Origin of the sequence: Candidatus Methylomirabilis limnetica (assembly GCF_003044035.1) — a bacterium.
Lineage (GTDB): Bacteria > Methylomirabilota > Methylomirabilia > Methylomirabilales > Methylomirabilaceae > Methylomirabilis > Methylomirabilis limnetica.
This window is the reverse complement of the sequence record NZ_NVQC01000017.1, coordinates 19,874-41,043: the sequence shown is the minus strand read 5'-3', so window position 1 is coordinate 41,043 and position 21,170 is coordinate 19,874. Positions and strand designations below refer to the sequence as shown.

Below are 21,170 nucleotides of genomic sequence, written 5' to 3'. Positions count from 1 at the left end.
CTACGCCTGGCCGGCCACTTCTACTCTACTGATGAGTCTTACAGTTACGGTAAATCCTACAAGCGTTTTCCGTGCTTAGCAAGAAATTATCACCGATCCGGAACATGGCAAGCACTGTAGGAACGATCAGCCTATTCCCGCTGACCAGCAGGACTCTCCACCTTCAAGCAGGAATGTCACCCTTGACATGCGGTCAGTGCAGATTACAACCACTAATCTGCAACGTCTCGACGTAACGAATTGCTTACGGGACTTCAATCTTGCTGCCGTGAAGCCCCGTATGTTACGATGACGGTGTGACGATGAAGCATATCATCATCGGGACTGCTGGCCACATCGATCATGGCAAGACCGCGCTCGTCAAGGCCCTGACCGGCATCGACACCGACCGGTTGAAGGAGGAGAAGGAGCGGGGGATTTCCATCGAGCTGGGGTTCGCCAACCTGGCCCTATCCGATGACCTTCAGCTCGGGATCGTGGACGTCCCGGGGCATGAACGGTTCGTCAAGACGATGCTCGCGGGCATCGGCGGGATCGATCTGGTAGTGCTGGTCATCGGTGCCGACGAGGGGGTGATGCCGCAAACGCGGGAGCACCTGCATATCTGTGAGCTGCTTCAGGTGAAAAGGGGCGTGGTGGCACTGACGAAGGTCGATCTCGTCGAGCCCGATTGGCTGGAGATGGTACAGGCTGACCTGAAAGGATTCCTGGCCGGGACCTTTCTCGAGAACGCGCCGGTCGTTGCCGTGTCCGCTGTCACCGGGCAAGGGCTCCCGCAGTTGCGAGCGGTGCTGCGCGAGGCGGCCGAGACGATCGAGCCGAAGCGCCAGGACGGGATTTTCCGTCTTCCGATCGATCGGATCTTTAGCATCAAAGGGTTCGGCACTGTGGTAACCGGGACCCTGTGGTCCGGGACCGTGCGGGTCGGGGACGAGGTAGTCGTCCTGCCTTTAGAACTGCGTTCGCGGGTCCGCCGCCTGCAGGTCCATGGCCAGACGGTGGAACAGGCCTGGGCGGGGCAGCGGATCGCCATCAACCTGCCCGGTCTCGAGGTGGATCAACTCAATCGAGGCGATCTTCTGGCCTTTCCGGGCGCTTTGAAACCCACCAAGACCTTCGACGGGTCGTTATCCTTGCTGAAGGACGCTCCCCGGGCCTTGCGGAATCGGGCAAGGGTTCGATTCCACTTGGGGACGAGCGAGATTCTGGCCCGCGTCGTGCTACTCGATCGTGAGGAGTTGAAGCCTGGCGAGGAGACGTTCGCCCACTTGCGACTGGAGGGAATGGCCAGTGCTCTGGCCGGCGACCGGTACGTGATCCGAAGCTACTCGCCTGCCCAGACGGTTGGCGGTGGGAGCATCCTCGACCCAAACCCTCCCGTGCGGCGGCGCGCTAAGGCGCCATTACTCGAACACCTCAAGGTCCTGCAGACCGGCACATCGGGTCAGCAGGTCGAACGCCTGCTGCTGCAAGCCGGTCCAGCGCCGATCACGCTGGACGCGCTCAGGGTTTCGGCCAGCCTGGACGAGACCACGCTACGGCGAGAGATCACGCGCCTCGTAGAGGGCGGCGTGGCTATGACGTTGGGCGCGAAAGGCGATCTTGGGTACGTTCACCGGATGAGCTACGACCGCCTGGCAGCGGATATTCTTTCCCGTCTGGAGGATTTCCACAGGCAGGAACCACTCAAGGATGGACTGCCGAAGGAAGAGCTTCGGTCCAAGCTCCGTCAAGTTGGGCCGGCCCTGTTCACTCGCCTCTTGCAGGATCTTGCGAAGACACAGCGAATCGCCATCGACCGAGAGAAGGTGCGGCATTTCCTGCACCGCCCTACCCTCTCAGCTCCTGAACAGGCCGTCAAAGAACGATTAGTTGCGATCTACCAGAAGGCAGGCTTTCAGCCGCCAGACTTGGAGTCGGCGCTTGCCCAGGCCGGAGCAGACAGTAAGACCGGGATCACGATCTTTCATCGCCTTGCCGATGAGGGGATCGTGATCAAAATTAAAGATCACTTCTATCTTCACCGCGACCATTATAGCCGTGCGAAGGAGCTGCTCATCGGCCACTTCACGCTCCACGCTGCCATCTCGGTCCAGCAGTTTAAGGAGCTTCTGGGGGTGAGTCGGAAGTTCGCCATCCCTTTTCTGGAGCATTTCGACGATACCAAGCTGACCCGTCGGCACAATGATGAGCGGGTCCCTTACGCGTGAGGGATCTCGCAGGGAGGAAGGCGCATGTTTGGGTTGGGGATTCAAGAGTTGTTGATCATTCTGGTCATCGTGATGCTCCTCTTCGGCGCCACCCGGTTACCGGAACTCGGTAGTGGCCTGGGCAAGGCGATCCGAGGCTTCAAGGAGTCGTTGACGGGGAAGGATGTCATCGACGTGACGCCAAAGAAGGAGAAGGATGAGGAAAAGCGATCCGGAGAAGGGAAGGCTTAACGCGTTTTACGACGAACCGTTACGGCGAGCCGATTGGGCACCCTGCCTCAGCTCTCGGCAGGCTCACTCCAGCGCCTGCACGGCTCGTTGAGAGGTCATGGCCGCGACCTTTTTTTTCTTCCCGGCCGTTCCAGTGTTTCGATCGCCTCCTGACGCACTCCTACCGGCGATCCTACTCTCTTGAGCCCGTATTGGCCAACCCGCTCCGCCCTCCGTTGTCGCTCTTTTCGTTCGACCGAATACTGGATGGCCCCTTTGGCTTGTCTCCTATCATCCTGCGATGGACGTTGAGGACGCGGATGATCTCCAAGAGCAGATCGATTCGACGAGGAAAGGAGTAATTCTATGAATATCGCTATTATTGGAACAGGTTATGTGGGTCTCGTCACCGGGGTCTGCTTCGCGGAGTTTGGTCTGCATGTGACCGCTGTGGACAAGGATGAGGAGCGCATCGATCGGCTCGCAAAAGGAGAGGTCCTTATTTACGAGCCGCAGTTGGGCGAGATGCTGCACAGAAATCTCGAGCAAGGCCGCATCCAGTTTACAACTGACACGGCGCGTGCGATTCGAGAGTCCCTGGTAGTCTTTATCGCCGTGGGAACGCCTTCGAGAGAGGATGGTTCTGCAGATCTCTGCTATGTCGAGGAAGTCGCCCGAACCGTGGCAAGGAACCTGAACGGATATAAAGTAATCGTGACCAAGAGCACCGTCCCCGTCGGGACCGGGCGGATAATCCAGAAAATTATCAGCGAAGAGAATGAAGGCGGACCACGGGGAGTGTTTGATATCGCTTCCAACCCGGAATTCCTACGCGAGGGATCGGCGATTGAGGACTTCTTGCGACCCAACCGAGTCGTCATTGGGGCAGATAATCCGCAGGCCGTTGCCATCCTCCAGGATCTGTATCGCCCCCTGTATCTCATCGATGTCCCCTTTGTGATTACGACGATCGAGACGGCCGAATTGATCAAGTATGCCTCAAACAGTTTCCTTGCAACAAAAATTACCTTCATGAACGAGATGGCGAACCTTTGCGATGTCCTGGGGGTGGATATTCACGCCGTAGCCAAGGCGATGGGGCTTGATCAGCGGATTGGTTCAAAGTTCTTACATCCAGGCCCGGGTTTTGGTGGTTCCTGTTTCCCCAAAGACACGTGGGCGCTTGTCAATATTGCGAGGGAACATGGATGCCGGGCCCGTGTGGTTGAGACCGTCATTGAGGTGAACGAGCAGCAGAGACTTCGGATGGTGCAAAAGATTATCGGAGCCCTGGGGGCCTCTTCGGATCCCGGATCTCTGGAGGGGATTACTATAGGCATGCTCGGATTGGCCTTCAAACCGAATACGGATGACGTCAGGCAGTCGCCCTCCCTTGCTATTATAAGCGAACTGCAGCGCCTGGGCGCCCGGGTGCAGGCCTACGATCCCGCAGCAATGGAGCAGGCGCGGCGTGTCCTGCCAGAGGTGGATTACCGAACAGACGCGTACAGCACAGCAGAAGGGTCGGACGTGTTGGTCCTGGCCACAGAATGGAATCAGTTTCGTAACCTCAATCTGGAGAAGGTGAAGGGGCTGATGCGCCGCCCGATCCTGGTAGACCTGCGGAATGCCTATGAACCCGAGCGCGTGCGCACGTTGGGGTTTACGTATTGCGGGGTCGGACGATAGCCCGAGAAGCTCCAGAATGCCCCTATGGATTTGCCGGCTTCCATCAGCCCCCGCTTGCGTTGGGTGCGGTCATGGGGGCAGTTCTGGCTCTTCACTAATGTGGTGGCTGAGACTATGAGCCTGGACGATTATCAGCGCAGGGTCACTACACTTCCATGGTAACTACGCAGGTAGATAGACTGAAGGCTGAAGGTTTTTAGGGGTAACCACAGGGTTTCCGAAAGAAGAGTTACCGAGAAGGTCTTGAATGGCTTGATTCGTGCCTTGCGAGATAATGCAGAGCCTTCAGTCTTCAGCCTAAACATCTGAGTAGTTACATTTGTGATTGACGTTAGATGGCGCGTTTTAGTACACTCCGCGTCCATAGGTGATGCGAAAGCGCGTCGGGCCCGGGCAGCTTGCGTAACAGTCGCCTCCAGCCCGGAATGGGGAGCAGGTCGGCACCACAACAGGGTCTTCAACGGAAGCGCTACTTGCCGCCACAGACGTGATCATCAATATTCAGCGCCCTACCCCGGCGGAATTACTGAAGATTCGGGAAGGCACGACGGTCATCAGCCTTCTGTATCCGCTTACCAACCTTGACCTCGTTGCAAGCGTGCCCCTTCCTGGATGAGGCAGTACCCATACTCCGTATAGTCTGCTGTCGTTTGCTCCCACATCAGCAGAAAGAGGAATCGGTGGATATCCTGATTGCGGGAGTCAGCGCGCGTGGCCTGGTGGAGTCGGCGGTTAGGAGCGGACTACATCATCGAATCGTTGCGGTTGACTACTTCGGGGATTTCGATCTGGGGTTGCTATGTACGCATCGCTCGGTTAAGCGGGACCTCAACATTCCGTACGATCCCCGGCACCTGATCCAGGTATCTGCGGGCCTGACCTTCGATGCCCTGGTCTACGTCGCCAACCTGGAAAACCATCCATCAGTGGTTGAGGTAATGGCCGGCGGGAAGCCGATTCTTGGTAACAGCCCCGCCGTTCTGGTATCGGTGAGAGACCCTGCCAGATTTTTTGAGTGTCTTGCGCGAGCCGGTATCCCTGCGCCAAAGATCGCCTTTGGTTCCAAGCCCCTCAACCGCGATTCTGATATCCGGTGGCTACGCAAACCGCTGCGAAGCGGGGGTGGCCATGGGATCGCCGTTCACCTGCCTGGAGATCGCCTTGAGGCTGATTATTTTCTTCAGGAGTACTTGGACGGCCTGCCATGTGGCGCAGTGTTCGCTGCGGATGGTCGGGATGCGTGTCTGCTGGGTATCTCCGAGCAGCTTGTTGGCAGGACAGAGTTCGGGGCGGACGGTTTTCGTTACTGCGGGAGCATCCTCGGGTCCATGGGGGCGGGGCAGGCCGAATGGGGCGATCTCGTGGGTAGCATAAGCCAGGTCGTTGCTGCCATTACCCGAGAGTTTCATCTTGTGGGCGTCAATGGAATCGATTTCATCCTGAAGGGTAAGACCGTCTATCCACTTGAGATTAATCCACGCTATACCGCCTCGATGGAGTTGGTCGAACGGGCCTATGGCCTGAATATCTTCAAGATACATCTCGACGCCTGCCAGGGGAGGCTTCCTGACTTTCACCTCCTCGCTCATCCTGACGCGGGCTGCTTCGGTAAGGCCATCTTCTTCGCTTCCCAGACTCTGATCTTCCATGATCCCCAGCGGTGGTTCGATCGGGGTACTCGAGATCTGCCGCTCGCAGAGGAACGGATTGCACAGGGGAAGCCGGTCTGTACGGTCTTCTCGCGCGGGCAAAGCCGGTCGGAGTGCTTCGATCGACTCACGCGCGCCGCCGCCGAGATTGAGTCGACATGCTTACACGCGACAACGCCCGCATAAGAACAAGCATGACCCGCGACAAACAGTTTTCCGCATTATCAGCTACGCGCCGCGTTCTCAGTCAGGGCGGCCCGTTTCATGTGAAGGGCGGGGAGGTGTGGGTCGAAGGCCTTTCCTGCCGGGAGATTGTAAAGCCGCTCGGCACGCCGCTCCTGGTCTATTCAACAGCGCGCCTGCTCGACAACATCGCAGAGGTTACAGCCGCCGCGGATGCGTCCTCCTGCCCGATCCGTATCCACTTTGCTCTGAAGGCATGCTATCTGGGTGGTGTGGTGTCGCTCCTGAGAGATGCGGGGTTGAGTGTCGAGGTGATATCTGAATATGAGTACCTGCTGGCCAGGCGGATCGGCTTTTCCCCAGCTCAGGTTGTCGTGAACGGCCCGGCGAAGCGACCGGAATTCCTGGAGCACGCTGTCATCGATGGGGTATCACTCATCAATGTCGAGTCGTTGCCAGAGATCGCGTTTCTCCAGAGCTTGGGTCAACGGCTTGGGAGGACGATTGAGGTGGGCATCAGGATCAACCCACTCCTGTCGCGGCGCCTCCGGGGCCAGTTCGCCCCCCCTGGATCGAAGTTCGGCTTTGACGTGCCCAGCGGCGAGGCGGCTGGCGCGGTGAGAAGGATCGTCGCGTCGAGCTCTCTCTCGCTTCGTGCGGTACATTGCCACAGCTATACCAGGCAATACAGACCTGATGCGCATCGGGCCCACGTTGCCGCAGTGGTGAAGTTTCTCCGACGGGTGGAAGCCGATCTTGGGATCCGGATCCCCGTCCTCGACTTCGGTGGCGGATTCGGCAGTCGCTATCCCATGGAGGCGCAGGGTCAGACGTTCCGACACTTCATTCGCGAGATGTTGGAGCCGCTTGTCGGACTGCCGGGCGATCGGCAGGTGATCGTTGAGCCCGGACGGTATCTGGTGAACGACGCCGCCGCGTGCCTGACGAGTATTCTGACATGCAAGCGAACGGTCCATAGACGCTGGGCTCTGGTCGATGCGGGCCGGAATATCTTGCCGCCCCGCGAAAACGCCGAATATGTCGTCATGCCTTGTCATGTTTCGCCTGGGCGAACCATGTATCACGTCGGTGATTTCCTGTGTGTGCCGTCAGAGCCTGTTCCGCTCTCACTCGTCAGCGGGGCAATCACTCCAGGCGATCTGCTCGCCGTGTTCAATGCCGGGGCCTACACCTTTTCTATGGCCCAGAACTTCGGGGAGCCGATCCCGAATGCGATCCTGGTCGACAAGGGTGAGTGGACATGGCTGTATAAGAAACTGTCCGTTGAAGAGCAGTTCAATGAGATGATATGGTAAGGTAACTACTCAGGTAGATAGACTGTAGGTTTTTAGACTGTAGGATCGCGTACAGATGAGCCAGGCGTTTTCCGAATGCGACGCGAAGAATGATGGAGACCGAAAAGGTTCTGGGTGCCTTGATTCGGTCCGTGCGCAATGGCTAACAGCCTTCAGCCTACAGCCTAAGCACCTGAGCTGTTACTGATATGGTAAGTTCATCTCGCGCGTAGAGCGGCACGCTACACAATGGGAACGGGGGGGGGAATGACGCTGACACGAAGAGTAAAATTCGGAACGCATTCGGTCATCATCGTTGTTGCAGGGCTTATCGCCCTCGGCGGCCTCATGCGACCATCTCCGGTTGCGTGGGGCGCCGATACCGACTCGCCGGTGCCAAGTGGAGCTGGGGAGGCGGTTCGTCTGGAGCCGGTTGTGGTATCCGCCAGTCGAGTCGAGCAGCGGTTACGGGACGTCCCGGCCAATGTCACGGTCATCACGCGGGAAGATATCGAGCAATCGCCGGCCAGGACTGTGGACGATCTGCTGCGGCAGATCCCGGGGTTCAGTCTGTTCAGGCGGAGCAGCAGCCTGGTCACCCATCCGACGACTCAGGGGGTCTCCCTTCGCGGGATCGGGCCCAGCGGGGTAAGTCGGACGCTGGTGCTCTTGGATGGGGTCCCGCTTAACGATCCGTTCGGCGGCTGGATTTACTGGAACAAGGTGCCAATGGAGAGCATTGAGCGCATCGAGGTCGCTCGCGGAGGCGGCTCAGGCGTCTGGGGCAACTACGCGCTTGGAGGTGTCATTAATATCATCACCAGGCGGCCGGAGGCGCGGGTCGCTCAAGCCAAGCTCGATCTCGGGACCCGGGACACGGTCGATGCCGACCTGCTGGTGAGCCACGTTACAGGCCCATGGGGTATCTCTCTTGAAGGCAGCTTCTTTGATACTGACGGCTATAAGATCGTTCGAAAGGATCAGCGGGGGAAGATAGATGTCAATGCTAACTCCAGCCATAAGACCTTTAACGGCCGGATGGAATACACCCCTTCCCTGAACTCTTCGCTCTTTCTCGCCGGCAGTTTCTTTCGGGAGGATCGCGGCAACGGGACCCCGTTTCAGAATAATGAGACCGAGACCGGCTATATTGCCACGGGAGGCCGGCTGAAAACCGCCGACGGAAGCGACTGGCAGCTCACAATGTTCTCGCACCTGCAGACGTTTAGCAGCACCTTTACCTCTGCGGCTCCCAATCGGAACTCGGAAACCCCGGCGCTCAATCAGTTCGACGTCCCCTCAACGGATGTAGGGTTAAACTTGCAGTGGTCGAAGCGGGTCTTTCAGTCCCATCTGCTCACGGCTGGAACGGATCTGCGATGGATCGACGGAGAAACTAATGAAGACGCCACATTCAGTCAGGCTCTAGGAGAGTTCACTCGGCGACGGAAGGCCGGTGGGGAGCAGGTCTTGACGGGCGCCTACATTCAGGACATTTTCACTCCCGCACCTGGATGGCAGGTGACGATCGCTGGTCGGCTCGACACCTGGCAGAGCTTCAATGCCTCTCGCGTTGAGAAAAATAAACAAACTGGGGCGATTACTCCGACTTCTCCTGGTTCGTTCCCCGATCGGGACGAATTTGCCTTCAGTCCCAAGGTGGCTCTCCTTTACCATGCCACCGATCAACTCTCGCTGAGAAGCTCTTTTTACAAGGGGTTTCGGGCGCCGACTATCAATGAGCAATTTCGGCCATTCAGGGTCCGAAACGATATTACCGAAGCCAATCCAGATCTGGATCCGGAACGGCTAATCGGGGGAGAGGTCGGGGCCGACTATGCCATTATGAGCAACCTTCTCGGTCGGCTGACTGCTTTTTGGAACGAGGTGAAGGATCCTGTTGTCAACGTCACCAAGGGGATCGGTGCGGGGGCCCCCGTTGCTCCTTGCGGCTTCGTTCCGGCCGGAGGCGTCTGCCGACAGCGGGACAACCTGGACCGGACACGGATCAGGGGGATCGAGGCCGAACTGGAATATCGTCCGCTTCCGCGCTGGACCGCCTCAGGCAGTTATCTTTATAACCATACTGAGGTCTTGAGCGCCCCGAACCAGCCGGATCTGGAGGGAAAAAGAATCGCCCAGGTTCCGAGGCATCAGTTTGCCTTGAAGCTGAATTACACCAACCCTGCCCTCATCAACGTCTCCGTCCAGGGGCGGTTTGTCGGGGATCAATTTGAGGACGACCTCAACTCACTGAAGCTCGGCGACTTCTTTGTGGTGGACCTCATGCTCTCGCGACCGATCCCCGTTCCAGGGGCGACCGCAGGAGAACTCTTCCTGGCGGCAGAGAACCTCTTCGATAGGACGTACGAGGTCAGCAGGACGGCCGATGGCATCGTCACCACCGGTACTCCGCTGCTCGTACATGGCGGCGTCAGAGTACGGTTCTGAAGAAAGCCCTCAGCAGCAACTGATGTAGGGGCGCTGCTTGCTGCGCCGTCTGTGGGCAGGGCAAGCCCTGCCCCTACAGTCATTGCTGATGGCTTAGAACTTATGGGGCGATCAGTCGCATGCTGATCCGCACAAAGCTCCGCATCGGGTATCTGGTCATCTTTACCCTGGTGGTCTGCATCGGGCTCGTCATGGTCTGGGCTCTGCGAGGATGGGAGGCGGGAGTAAGGGATCTCACCTACTCCCACGCGCAGAGTCTGAGGGCCGAGCGGCTGCGGGGGGATTTGTATCGGCAGATCAAGGAGATCCTCGACCGGTTTGTGAGTGGGGATCGGTCCGCACGGGGGGAGTTCGAGAACCTGGGGGTGACGGTGGAGGGGGAGTTGGCTGACCTCCGGAAGCATTCCCAGTCGAGGGCGGAGGAGGAGCGGATTCACGCGCTCGAGACGGCGCATCGACAGGTTACACAGCTTGTGAGGGAGATTTTTGAACTTCTCGAGAAAGGCGTTCGGGAGCGGGCCATACAGCGGGTCGAGCGGGAACTGGAGCAAGTGGCGTTCCTGCGGCAAGACGAACAGATTGACCGGCTGCGGGCCTATTATGACGCAGCCGCACAGCAGTCGATGCAACGGACCCGCGCCGTCGCGACTCAGGGAGAACTGCTGGCCGGAGTCGTCGTGCTACTCGCCCTCGCGTGGGGCAGCGGGCTGCTGTTCGGAATTCACCGGTGGCTGGTAAAGCCTCTTCGGGCGATCGGTCGCTCGACCGCGATCATCAGTACCGGAGAGTTGGATCATCGTGTCCAGGTCACGTTCCAAGATGAATTAGGCGATCTGGCGGCCTCGATCAATCGCATGGCCCAGTCGCTTAAGGGGATTCAGGAACGCTTGCTTCAAGCCGAACGATTGGCGGCGGCCGGCGAGCTCTCTTCCTGTATTGCCCACAATATCCGTAACCCATTGGCGAGCATCCGGTCTGCCGCTCAGGCAGCCCTCAAGGGATCGGAGCAGTCCGCAGAGGTTCGGCTTACGCTTCAGAGCATTGTGGAAAGCGTTGATCGCTTGAACCAATGGGCGTACAACTTTCTCTTTGCCTTGAAACCGATTACGCCAACCTTGATCCCTTTCGATCTGAACCGAGTGGTCATGCAGGCGGTTGATGTGGTTCGCCCGATGATCGAGGGGAAGCAGATCACGCTTGACTTGATCCCATCCCCAACATTGCCGCTTGTCCCCCTTGATGAGGGCTATCTGGAACAGGCCCTCGTTGCCCTACTCGCTAACGCGTGCGAAGCGACCCCCCGAAAGGGGAACATTGTGATTACCTCCCGGCTGATCCACGAAGGTGAGGGGCCAGGCGGCATCGCTATTGAGTTCGCTGACAATGGCGAGGGAATCCCCCCCGACATACTCCAGAAGGTGTTCACCCCGTACTTTACCACGAAGAGCGACGGCGTGGGCCTTGGCCTGACAATGGCCCGGAAGTTTATCAGCGCTCACGGGGGAAGCCTTACCGTGTCGAACCGCACAGAGGGTGGGACTGCAGTACAGGTTCTGCTTCCGATTACCTATCCTACAGGAGCCGGTCGCAATGGCTAAGATACTGGTCATTGATGACGAGGTCGTGTTTGCTCGCTCCGTGGCGCACACCCTCAGCAGAAATGGCCATGAGTGCAGAAGTCTGTCGAGCGCAGAGGAGGGGATGATATCGATCGAGACGGATCGGCCCGATCTGATCCTGCTGGATATCAAGCTGGCCGGTATGAGTGGGCTCGACGCGCTAAGGAAGATCTTGAGCCTCGACGGGAGCATCATCGTCATCATCATGACTGCGTACAGCAGCGTCGAGAGCGCTGTGGCCGCGATGAAGGATGGGGCATACGACTACATCCAGAAGCCGATCGATCACGATGAGTTGACATTTATCATCGAGAAAGCATTGGAGACGCATCGCCTGAGAGAACGCCTCTCTTACTTCCAACGCAAGGAGGTCCAGCAGGCCGCTCATGGCGAGATCATTGGCGTCTCTGCCGGGATGACGCAGGTCATAGAGATGATCGGACGGATCGCTCACCTCGAACCCAGGCCTGCGGGCGAGCTGCCGACGGTGTTGCTGCTGGGCGAGACCGGGACGGGGAAGGACCTCGTGGCACGGGCAATCCATCGCCGAGGAAGCCTTGCCGGGCAGCCGTTTGTCGAGATTGAATGTACGTCGATCCCAAAGGATCTCGCAGAAGCGGAGCTGTTTGGGTACGAGAAGGGCGCGTTCACAGGCGCCACTGCTGCGAAGCCTGGCCTGATCGAGGCGGCCGACGGCGGGACGCTCTTTCTGGACGAGGTCGGCGAGCTGAGTCCAGAGCTTCAGGCGAAGCTGTTGAAGGCGATCGAGCGAAGGCAGATTCGCCGGTTGGGCAGCCTTCGGGAGCGAAAAATCAATGTTCGTATTATTGCGGCCACCAACCGCGACCTCGAGGCGGCTGTGAAGGTCGGCGCCTTCCGACCAGATCTCTACTATCGCCTGAAGGTCCTCACCGTGGAACTGCCGCCGTTGCGGGAGCGCGGCGAAGATGTGGTCTTGCTGGCGAACCACTTTCTCAAGCAACTGACCCATAAGTATTCGCTTCCTGTAAGACGGTTCACAGAGGCCGCCCTCCAAGCCCTCAGAGCGTACCGCTGGCCTGGCAATGTTCGAGAACTCGTCCACTTGGTAGAGCGGGCGCTTTTGGTCTGCGATGAGCAAGAGATCGGTCCCTCGGCTCTTAGCATGGACGCCACGTCCCCTGTCGTTGCAAGCCAAAGGCGAAATCACCCACCCGGCGCCGATGAGACGTTTCAGATACAGTTTCCAGAACAGGGTATCGATTTGGATGAGGTTGAGCGACAATTGATCAAGCAGGCGTTGGACCTGACGGACGGCAATGTCGCGGAAGCTGCCAGAAAATTGAGCATCGGTAGAGAAGCGCTCCGTTATCGCATCCAGAAACATGGGATTACCCGCCCGGCCATTTTGTAGAACCGATACAGGTGTTCCGGAGTATTGGGGTTGATGAATGGATAGCTATATGCTATACTACTACTAGCAATTTAATACCTAGTGTCGTGAATCATAAATAGCGGAACAGAATAAAACGAATGGATTTTTTCGCATGGCAAGGCACGAGGAGGCGCCATAGCCCGGACTATGGCAACGACGAGCAACACCGCCATGCGAAAAAAGACGCCGTTTTATGTTTCGATATTTCTGATTCACGACACTAGCTGGAGGGATTGTCCATGAGCACGCTGGTGATCAAGAACTTCCCCGAAAAACTGCACGTGCGCTTGAAGGCGCAGGCACAGCGCCACCATCGCTCCGTCACCAAAGAGGTGGTGAGCCTCATCGAGTCCGTACTCGCGGCGCCCCGCCAGCCACCAAAGCTGTCACCGCCGCTGAAGCTGGCGAGTGGAGACCGTCCGACCATTGAAGACATCGAAGCCGCCATCGCCGAAGGGCGTGACTGAGCGTTATTGACGATGGTGTTGATCGATACCAACATCGCGATCTCATTGTGGGTCGAGAATGCCTGGACGCATGCGGCGCGCCGGCTGCTGGAAAAAGATTGGGATTGGCGCACGGAGTCCTTCGCGCTGATAGAGTTCGCGAACGTTATGGCGACCTACGCGCGTATGGGGCTAACCAGCGAGGGTGAGGCGCTTGCGCGGCTCAATGAGGCCGAGGTATTCCTGAGCCCAGGGTTGACCGTTGTCAGCCACCATCAAGCCTTGGTTGTCGCGATGACCTACAAGGTGTCAGTCTACGACGCTCGTTTCCTCGTGGCGGCTCGGGAACTGGGGGTAAAGCTCGTCACGGAAGATGCGACGCTCCGGCGCGCCGCGCCCGAATTGACGCAGTCGCTCGAAGTAGCTCTCGCCGCCTGACCATGACCCGCCAGCCGAAAGAAGCCTACGACCTCACCGACACCGAGAAGCGCGACCGGTTGAAATCAACCAGTGGTTGAAATCAACCAGATCTTCCCGCGTACGGTTTGGATATGCTCCCGAATCCCTCTCGATAATTCAATGAGTTAGCTGCCCCTCATCTCGGCTTCCATTCGGCATACGCGTTGCATCATGGGGATGCTTCTCAGGGGAGATGTCTACTTGAACTCGCTCCTCTATCCCTAGGCATCCTTAAGGAGGTGACACTATGCAGGGAGCTCGGACTCAGGCGATCGGAGCGCTGGCGGGATTGATGATCAGTTGGTGGGCCAATGGCGTGCATGCCCAGGAATCTGGAGTGCCTCTGGAGATCACCCCGCTTCCAGAGATCCTCGTGACTGCGCCGGCCCGCCTTCCAGAGGTCCCGCTCTCGCTCGCCGAAGTTCCGGCTAGCGTTCAGGTTATTACGGCCGAGGAGATCAAACGCTCGGGTGCGCTGAACCTCCAGGACGTCATGCAGCAGCTTCCGGGGGTCCATCTGAACGATCAACAGGGCAACGCCTATCAGTTCGATCTCTCCTTTAGAGGCTTTTCGGGTACCTCGGTCACTGGCGTCCCTCAGGGAATCAGCGTGTTCGTGGATGGGGTCAGGGTCAACGAGCCGACCGTCGAAGAGATCAATTTCGACCTCATCCCGCTCGATGATGTCGAACGGATCGAGTTGATTCGTGGACCAACGGCTATCTTCGGCCGGAACACCCTGGCCGGTTCCCTGAATATCATTACGAAGCGGGGTACAGCCGAGCGAGAGATGGTCGTTGAAGGTTCAGGTGGCAGCTTCGGGCGCCGGAAGGGGCGGGGGTACATGAGTGGAACTGCCGGACCATTCGACTACTACGTCGCCGGAAGTCAGTTCGATGAGGACGGTTGGAGAGTTCAGTCCGACAGCCGCCTTTCGCAAGCCTTTGGGAAGCTCGGTTTCCGTCAAGGCGGCACTGACATCACCCTTTCGTACCAGTTTCAGAATAATAGGATTCTGCAACCAGGCACGTTGCCCGAGAGCGTCCTGAAGGTCGATCGGACGCAGAACTTCACCGGGGGCGATTTCTTCAACCCGAATCTCCATATGGGGACTCTGAATGCCAGTCAACGCCTCGGCGGGGGCTTTACCTTTGCCCTCAACGGATTCGTCAGGAAGCTGGACACCGAGCAGTTCAACGCGAGCCTGATCAGCGAGAACTCACGCCTCTTTAATGATACCTTCTCCGGCGGTGGCACGCTCCAGCTCACGCACGAAGGCCGATTCTGGGGGCGCAAGAATCTGCTGACCATCGGGACCGAATACACCCGTCACGATGTAGACATCCGGGTTTCCGAGGAGCAGAATGATCGGTCTCGTCAGCAATGCCGAGAGGAGGCGCTCGCCGCGGGGAAGAATCCGGATGAGGAATGCCCGGAGAAGCAGCTTACCTCCGTTCTCTCCGACAAGCAGGATACCGTCGGGGCGTACATCCAGGACACCGCCGAGCTTGGGCGTGGCCTGCTACTGTCCAGTGACAATCTGTTCTTGACGGGGGCGCTCCGGGTTGATTACGTCAGGCACGATATTACCGACTCGAGCCCAGAAGAGCCGGGCAAGGCGACGGGGAGGGCCTCCTATAGCCGCGTGAACCCCAGGGCCGGCATCAACTACAATCTCTCCGACAGCTACGGGTTCTATTTTTCATACTCCCAGGGGTGGCGAGTCCCGGCTTTCCTGGAGCTGACCTGTGGCAAGCCCGATTCGCCATGCGTCGGCCTGCAGGCAGGTGTGGCGCCCGACACCGGCTTCTTGAAGCTTAGTCCCGTCAGGGCCCACAACTACGAGGTGGGTTTCCGGGCGCGCCCCTTGCCCTGGCTGGAGGGGAGCCTGGCGCTCTACCGGACCGATGTGCGCGATGACATCTTCTCTGTCTCCGATCCGGCCGAGCTGACCGTCTTCTTCCAGAACATCGGTAACACCAGGCGCCAGGGGTTGGAGGCCGGCCTGCGCGGGATCTACAGAAACCTTCTGGAGCCCTACGTGAATTACACATTCACCCGCGGAACCTTCCAGGATAACATCGAGCTGGGCTCGCCTCGAACGCCAGGCGTCCCTCAGCAAGTGGCCAAGGGGGATCAACTCCCCTTAATACCGAACCATCGTGTAAATGCCGGTCTCCGCTACCATCTCTATAGATGGCTGAGCCTCTCTCTGGACCTGACCTATGTGAGCTCGCAGTTCTTGCGTGGCGACGAGGCGAACACCCAGTCGAAGCTCGACGACTATATTATCTTGAGTACCGGCCTCGATCTCCACTGGAAGCGGTTAAACGGGTTCGTAAAGATCAACAATCTGACAAACAACCGCTATGAGACCTTTGGGACCTTCGCCCCAAATGCTAAGGTCCCCGGGGAGCCTATCGAGCGGTTTTTGAATCCTGCGCCGCCGATCAACGTCTTGGTCGGCGCCAGTTACCGATTCTAAGATTACAGGTAACAACTCAGGTAGATAGACTGTAGGTTTTTAGACTGTAGGAACGCGCACAGATGAGCCAGGCGTTTTCTGAATGCGACGCGAAAACGATGGAGACCGAAAAGGTTCTGGGCACCTTGATTCGGTCCATGCGCAACGACTAACAGCCTTCAGTCTACAGCCTAAACACCTGAGGAGTTACGATCACAGGACCGTATGTAAGAAAAAACTCTTCGCTCGCTTCGTAATGATCCGCTATAATTGTTTTATGTCTCCAAAGGATAGTTTCGCGCTTGGACGTCAAGGAGGCCGTACTGAGGTTGACCGGGCCCCCGATGCGATCCATCCTGTCATGACGTTTCTGGTTGGATCGCAGGCCAGACCGCTTTCGTTGGGCCGATTTCTCCTGAGTTCCACCGGTTTCCACCTGATTCTGGCTTGGGTTATCATCAGTTTTGGGCTTCTCACGGCTCCATCAGCTCCGCGGCCCCTTGTCGTAACCCTCATTGGAAGTGAGAATTCCGAGCCATCCGCTCCATCGGGACACCCTGACCGCACTCGCACGAGGCAAGCAGCCGCCCCAGGGAAGGCGGTTCCTCCTGTCAACTCGAAAGCGATGGCTCAACCTCGCGTTTCGCCTCCGTCTCCTGTTCTTGCGGCGTCTTCACCTGCTCGGGCGGCTGAGGTGGTGGAGCCTACGACGTTGGATGAGCGGATCGGCGGGCCAAAGGCCGTTGGTATGTCGGGGAGTGGGTCACGCGCAGTGGACGTTGGCACACCGGGATCCTCTACAGCAGTTAGCTTGTCGCCGGGGCCGGTTCTGCTCGGTCCTGACGGGGATGGCGTAGGCGGCTCCGGCTCAGCAAGCCGGGGTGGAGCGGGCCGGCTCGACGCAGCGTTGACCGCGCCACTGACACCGACAGTGACTGTTGGTTCTCCCCAGGGCGGCGGTACAGGCGGAGGATCTGGCCGGACAGGTAGTGGAGCTGCTGGAGGTGGATACGCGGCCCCGAACTACGGGATCAATCCGCTTCCCAGGTACCCTCCTTTGGCACGGGAAAAAGGTTACGAAGGAACGGTCTACCTGCGTGTCTTGGTTCGGGCGGATGGTCGCGTGGGGCAACTTACTATTGATCGATCCTCGGGCTATGAGATCCTTGATCGGGAGGCGGTAGATTCGGTTAAGGGGTGGGCGTTTCTTCCTGCCAAAAAGGGTGGGAAGCCGGTGGAAAGCTGGGTGCTGCTTCCGGTAAAGTTCGCGCTTAACTGATATGGGATAGGGCGTGACGACTATCTTACACATTGCGAGATTGTTCTCCATATCCTTGTCCTTTCCCCTCGCCCTTTCCCTTCTCGTCTTTTTCGCTCCTCCTGCAGGAGGAGCCGAGCCGAAGAGTAAGTATTTCTATGACGAGAATGGGGAGGTCATCCGGGAGGAGGTTGATAGCGCCGGCTCCGGGCGTATCGATGCCTGGATCACCTACCGGGATGGACACCCGATCCTCCAGGCAGTAGACACGAATAAAGACGGTAAACCCGACACATGGCACCACCTGTCTACAGATCGTCAGGTGGAGAGGACGGAAAAAGATAACAACGGCGATGGGAAGTTCGATATCCGGATTAGTTATCACCAGGGAATCCCGATGAAGGCAGAACAGGACCTGGATGCCGATGGGCGAGTCGATCGATTCATCTTCTACGAAAAGGGGAAGGCGGTTCGGGCCGAGGAATCGGTGAAACGCGATGGAAAGATCACCCTCTGGTCGTATTATGATGCTGCCGGCGTGCTCATCAGGGATGAGGAGGATAAGAAGGGAGTCGCTCGCCCAACGTTCTTTTCTTATTACCAGGAAGGAAAACTCGTGCGGCGCGAGGAGGATACGAAAGGATCGGGGCGGATCGACCGCTGGTCGTATTACGACAAGGACGAGCGCCTGATCCGGCGCGAGGCCGACCGAAAGGGTTCCGGGCGACCTGACGTCTGGGCCTACTATGAGAACGGACAGATCGTCAAGCAAGAGGAGGATACTCTTGGTCAAGGCCGGCCGAACGTCGCCTACTTTTTCCAGGTAGGCATCCTTTTCCGACGAGAAGAGGACACGCAGGGAGCCGGCCGGCTCGATCTGATCGACTGGTACGAGAGCGGTAAGCCGGTCAAGCGACAGCAGGATACCAGGCGGCAGGGGAAGATGGATGTCGTCACCTTCTTTCGCGAGGAAGAGATTCAACGGCAGGAGGTTGATACCAAATACGAGGGGCGGTATGACCTAGTTCGCTTCTTTGGGAGTGGTCGCCTTGCCAAAGAAGAGTATGACACCAACGGGGACGGCCGACCGGACGTCTGGGTCTCCTATAATGAGACGGGTGAAAAGGTGCTTCAGGAAGAGGACACCGATTACAATGGCAAGGTTCATGTCCGGTATCGCTTTGCAGGAGGGAAGGTCGTGGGTAAGGAACTGGTCGGCGAAAAGCGAGCGGACAGCCCGCCGCGCCTGCTGATGCCTAAGATCCCGTAACGCTCAACCTCTCAAGACGGCATATATTCGAGAGAAAAATTACTTGACAGATTGGCGCGAATGAGGTGTAAAATGCCGTTGCATCAAAGTAACTACTCAGGTAGATAGACTATAGGCTTTTAGACTGTAGGAACGCGCACGGATGAGCCAGGCGTTTTCAGAATGCGACGCGAACATGATGGAGACCGAAAAGGTTCTGGGCGCCTTGATTCGGTCCATGCGCAATGGCTAACAGCCTTCAGCCTTCAGCCTAAACACCTAAGTAGTTACGCATCAAACAGCGTTTCTGAATGGGTTGGCTCTCCTGGGCGTGAGAGGCGTGCATGGTTTCTCATCGATACAATCGAGCCGGTGCTGATCGCGTTCAATGGCATGAAGGTTTTCACTCACCTTGTGAAGAATACGAAAACGGTCAGAGTTGCTCCTCCATGTGTCTGGCGCGGGCTGGTTTGCCTTTGTCTCGTCGTTACCCTTTTTATCCCGATCATTGCCTCTCAAGCTCGCGCTCTGGAGCCGGCCTTTGGTCAAGCTGCTGAGGAGGCTGCCGCTAAACTCGCTGAAGCCTTTCCAGTCGTCCAAGGGTCAGTGACAGGAGTCGAGAGGGACCGGGTCCTGATCGACCTGGGGGCCAATAAGGTGTACCAGGGGATGGAACTGCAGGTCTATCGGGCAGGAGATGAAGTCAAACACCCCGTGACTGGCGAGATCTTGGGAAGGCGGGACAAAAGGCTGGGCCTCCTCAGAGTCGTTGATGTGAAAGAGAAATTCTCGGAGGCGGCCATTGTCTCCAGAGAGGAGGGGTCTACCATCAGGGCCAGTGATTTGGTCCGGGTAGGTTCAGACCGTCTATTGGTTGGCCTTCCACTCATCAATACCGGCGGGATCAAGGAAGCGAATGCCCATTCGGTCACGAAAGATCTGGCCATTGCGCTAGCCAAGACCGGCCGCTTTATCGTAATCGAGGATCCGCTCCTCAGGGCCGCGCTGGCGGGGGAGCATTCCTCGCGGGTGGAATCATTAGGCGATCCCTCCACCCTGAAACTGTTGGCGGAGAAGGCGCACGTTCAGCTCCTCGTTTTGGGCAAACTCAGTCCTGGTCATCAGGGCCTGTTCTTGAATCTGCAGGTCATGTCAGTCGTTACCGGAGCGCCGTTGACTGTTGCGAGCGTCGAGATCGCGGAACGTGGACCGATGGTTGTGGCCGCCCCCTCGCCACCGTCTGGTCCGGCCCTCCGACCTGGCTCAGGGCATGCCCCCTCAGCAGCGTCACGACCCTCTTTCGTCCACGCGGAGCGTCAAAGTTCTGAGCCTTCGAGAACTGCCGAGCAGATGAAAGGTCCCTCTTCAGAGATAGCCTCTTCCCGTAAGGGTGTGGTTGCCGAAGAGGCGTTGCGAAAGCCCGGGGCCCCTTCATTCCTGACTGTGGCTGAGGCCGAACCGGCGCGTTCCGATAATAATAAGGGTTTGCAAGAGTCTGTCGTATTCGAGTTGCCCGATCCGCTTCTTGCACTGGCAGCGGGAGATCTGGATGGGGATCAACGGCCAGAGATCGTTGGGATAACCTCCTCTGAGGTGATTGTCTATCGGTGGCAGAATCAACGACTGGCGCCGATTGCCAGGATTGGCAGTCCCCGGTCTATTCGCCACTTGCATGTTGATGTCGGCAATATTAATGGCCGCAGTCATGCCCAGGTCGTTATCACGGCCCTGTCCGGTGCTCGGAACGAGCTTCACTCGTTTGTCCTGGAACTTCAAGGTAGTAAGCTCGTCCGAATTGCCGATAAGCTGGGCTACTTCCTTCGCGTGGTCATGGGGCCTGGTATTGAGACGCCTATCCTGGTCGGTCAGCGGATGGGGGAACTGACTGCTTTTGAAGGGCCGATCATCCGACTGTCCTGGAATGGCGAGCGGTATGTCGAAGGGCAGCCACTCATCCTTCCGGTCCAGGTGAAGAATCTCTACGAATTTGCGCCGATCAATGCCACCGGCGATCAGATATCAGAGGTTGCTGTTATTAGCGAGCAACGGGTCAAGGCCTACGGGAGCGAGGGCAAGCCGTCATGGGAAGGCAAAGATGACCTGGGCGAGGTCGATCACCTTGCCTTTTCCCACATCCCCACGCACCGGGCTCTCCTGGCTAGAGACGGGCTCAAGTCGGGCCTGATTACTCCTGAAGAGCACGCAATTCGGGAGATCCTGCCGCGGCGAATCCTTGTCGAGACCTCGCCCCTGTGGGGTAACGCCAAGACAGAGCTTCTGACCTTTACCAATCCGAAAAAGATTGGGCTTTTTCGTGTCGAGTCGTCCCTGCCTAGCCGGGTTGTGGCGTTTGACCGTCAAGAAGGAACCTTTGCGCGGGGGTGGGAGACGATCCCTCTTGAGGGGAAGGTGCGTGACGTTGCCTTGGCCGATCTGAACGGTACCGGCAGGAAGAACCTGATTGTGCTATCGGCTGTTAAAGAAAAGGGTGTCGTCGCATATCTGCAGGACGGGTCACGTGGTATTATTAGCGTGTTTTCTTTCACCCGGTAAGATGTCCGCATTACGGAGCGT

At 57.9% G+C, this 21,170-nt stretch carries 14 protein-coding genes; all 14 read left to right on the top strand.

Annotation, left to right across the window (positions count from 1 at the left end; genetic code table 11):
• Positions 1–302: 302 nt before the first annotated feature.
• Positions 303–2,210: a selenocysteine-specific translation elongation factor gene (gene selB, locus CLG94_RS05475; protein WP_107561858.1), complete on the top strand. Its 1,908-nt coding sequence runs from the start codon at positions 303–305 to the stop codon at positions 2,208–2,210.
• Positions 2,211–2,234: 24 nt separating this feature from the next.
• Entirely contained in the window at positions 2,235–2,441 is a 207-nt protein-coding gene (locus CLG94_RS05470; protein ID WP_107561857.1) for a twin-arginine translocase TatA/TatE family subunit, read from the top strand.
• A gap of 345 nt (positions 2,442–2,786) precedes the next feature.
• Entirely contained in the window at positions 2,787–4,109 is a 1,323-nt protein-coding gene (locus CLG94_RS05465) for a UDP-glucose dehydrogenase family protein (protein ID WP_107561856.1), read from the top strand.
• A 680-nt stretch (positions 4,110–4,789) separates the two neighbouring features.
• Entirely contained in the window at positions 4,790–5,944 is a 1,155-nt protein-coding gene (locus tag CLG94_RS05455; RefSeq protein WP_133174648.1) for an ATP-grasp domain-containing protein, read from the top strand.
• Positions 5,917–7,257 carry a diaminopimelate decarboxylase family protein gene (locus tag CLG94_RS05450; protein WP_107561854.1) on the top strand — a complete coding sequence of 447 codons (1,341 nt, stop codon included), beginning with the start codon at positions 5,917–5,919 and terminating at the stop codon, positions 7,255–7,257. The genes CLG94_RS05455 and CLG94_RS05450 overlap by 28 nt, the downstream gene beginning before the upstream one ends.
• A gap of 246 nt (positions 7,258–7,503) precedes the next feature.
• Positions 7,504–9,687, top strand: a complete 2,184-nt coding sequence (locus CLG94_RS05445; RefSeq protein ID WP_161954042.1) for a TonB-dependent receptor plug domain-containing protein — start codon at positions 7,504–7,506, stop codon at positions 9,685–9,687.
• Between the two features lie 119 nt (positions 9,688–9,806).
• Entirely contained in the window at positions 9,807–11,285 is a 1,479-nt protein-coding gene (locus CLG94_RS05440; protein ID WP_107561852.1) for a sensor histidine kinase, read from the top strand.
• Entirely contained in the window at positions 11,278–12,699 is a 1,422-nt protein-coding gene (locus CLG94_RS05435; protein ID WP_107561851.1) for a sigma-54-dependent transcriptional regulator, read from the top strand. The genes CLG94_RS05440 and CLG94_RS05435 overlap by 8 nt, the downstream gene beginning before the upstream one ends.
• A gap of 260 nt (positions 12,700–12,959) precedes the next feature.
• Complete coding sequence (locus CLG94_RS05430; protein WP_107561850.1) at positions 12,960–13,187, top strand: FitA-like ribbon-helix-helix domain-containing protein; 228 nt, start codon at positions 12,960–12,962, stop codon at positions 13,185–13,187.
• Between the two features lie 12 nt (positions 13,188–13,199).
• Positions 13,200–13,604: a type II toxin-antitoxin system VapC family toxin gene (locus CLG94_RS05425; RefSeq protein WP_107561849.1), complete on the top strand. Its 405-nt coding sequence runs from the start codon at positions 13,200–13,202 to the stop codon at positions 13,602–13,604.
• 268 nt (positions 13,605–13,872) lie between these two features.
• A complete protein-coding gene (locus CLG94_RS05420; RefSeq protein ID WP_107561848.1) occupies positions 13,873–16,110 on the top strand; it encodes a TonB-dependent receptor in 2,238 nt (745 codons plus the stop codon).
• Positions 16,111–16,783: 673 nt separating this feature from the next.
• Complete coding sequence (locus CLG94_RS13270; protein WP_161954041.1) at positions 16,784–17,368, top strand: energy transducer TonB; 585 nt, start codon at positions 16,784–16,786, stop codon at positions 17,366–17,368.
• Positions 17,369–17,381: 13 nt separating this feature from the next.
• Positions 17,382–18,617 carry a toxin-antitoxin system YwqK family antitoxin gene (locus tag CLG94_RS05410; protein WP_107561846.1) on the top strand — a complete coding sequence of 412 codons (1,236 nt, stop codon included), beginning with the start codon at positions 17,382–17,384 and terminating at the stop codon, positions 18,615–18,617.
• Positions 18,618–19,010: 393 nt separating this feature from the next.
• Positions 19,011–21,149: a hypothetical protein gene (locus tag CLG94_RS05405; RefSeq protein ID WP_161954040.1), complete on the top strand. Its 2,139-nt coding sequence runs from the start codon at positions 19,011–19,013 to the stop codon at positions 21,147–21,149.
• Positions 21,150–21,170: the final 21 nt, after the last annotated feature.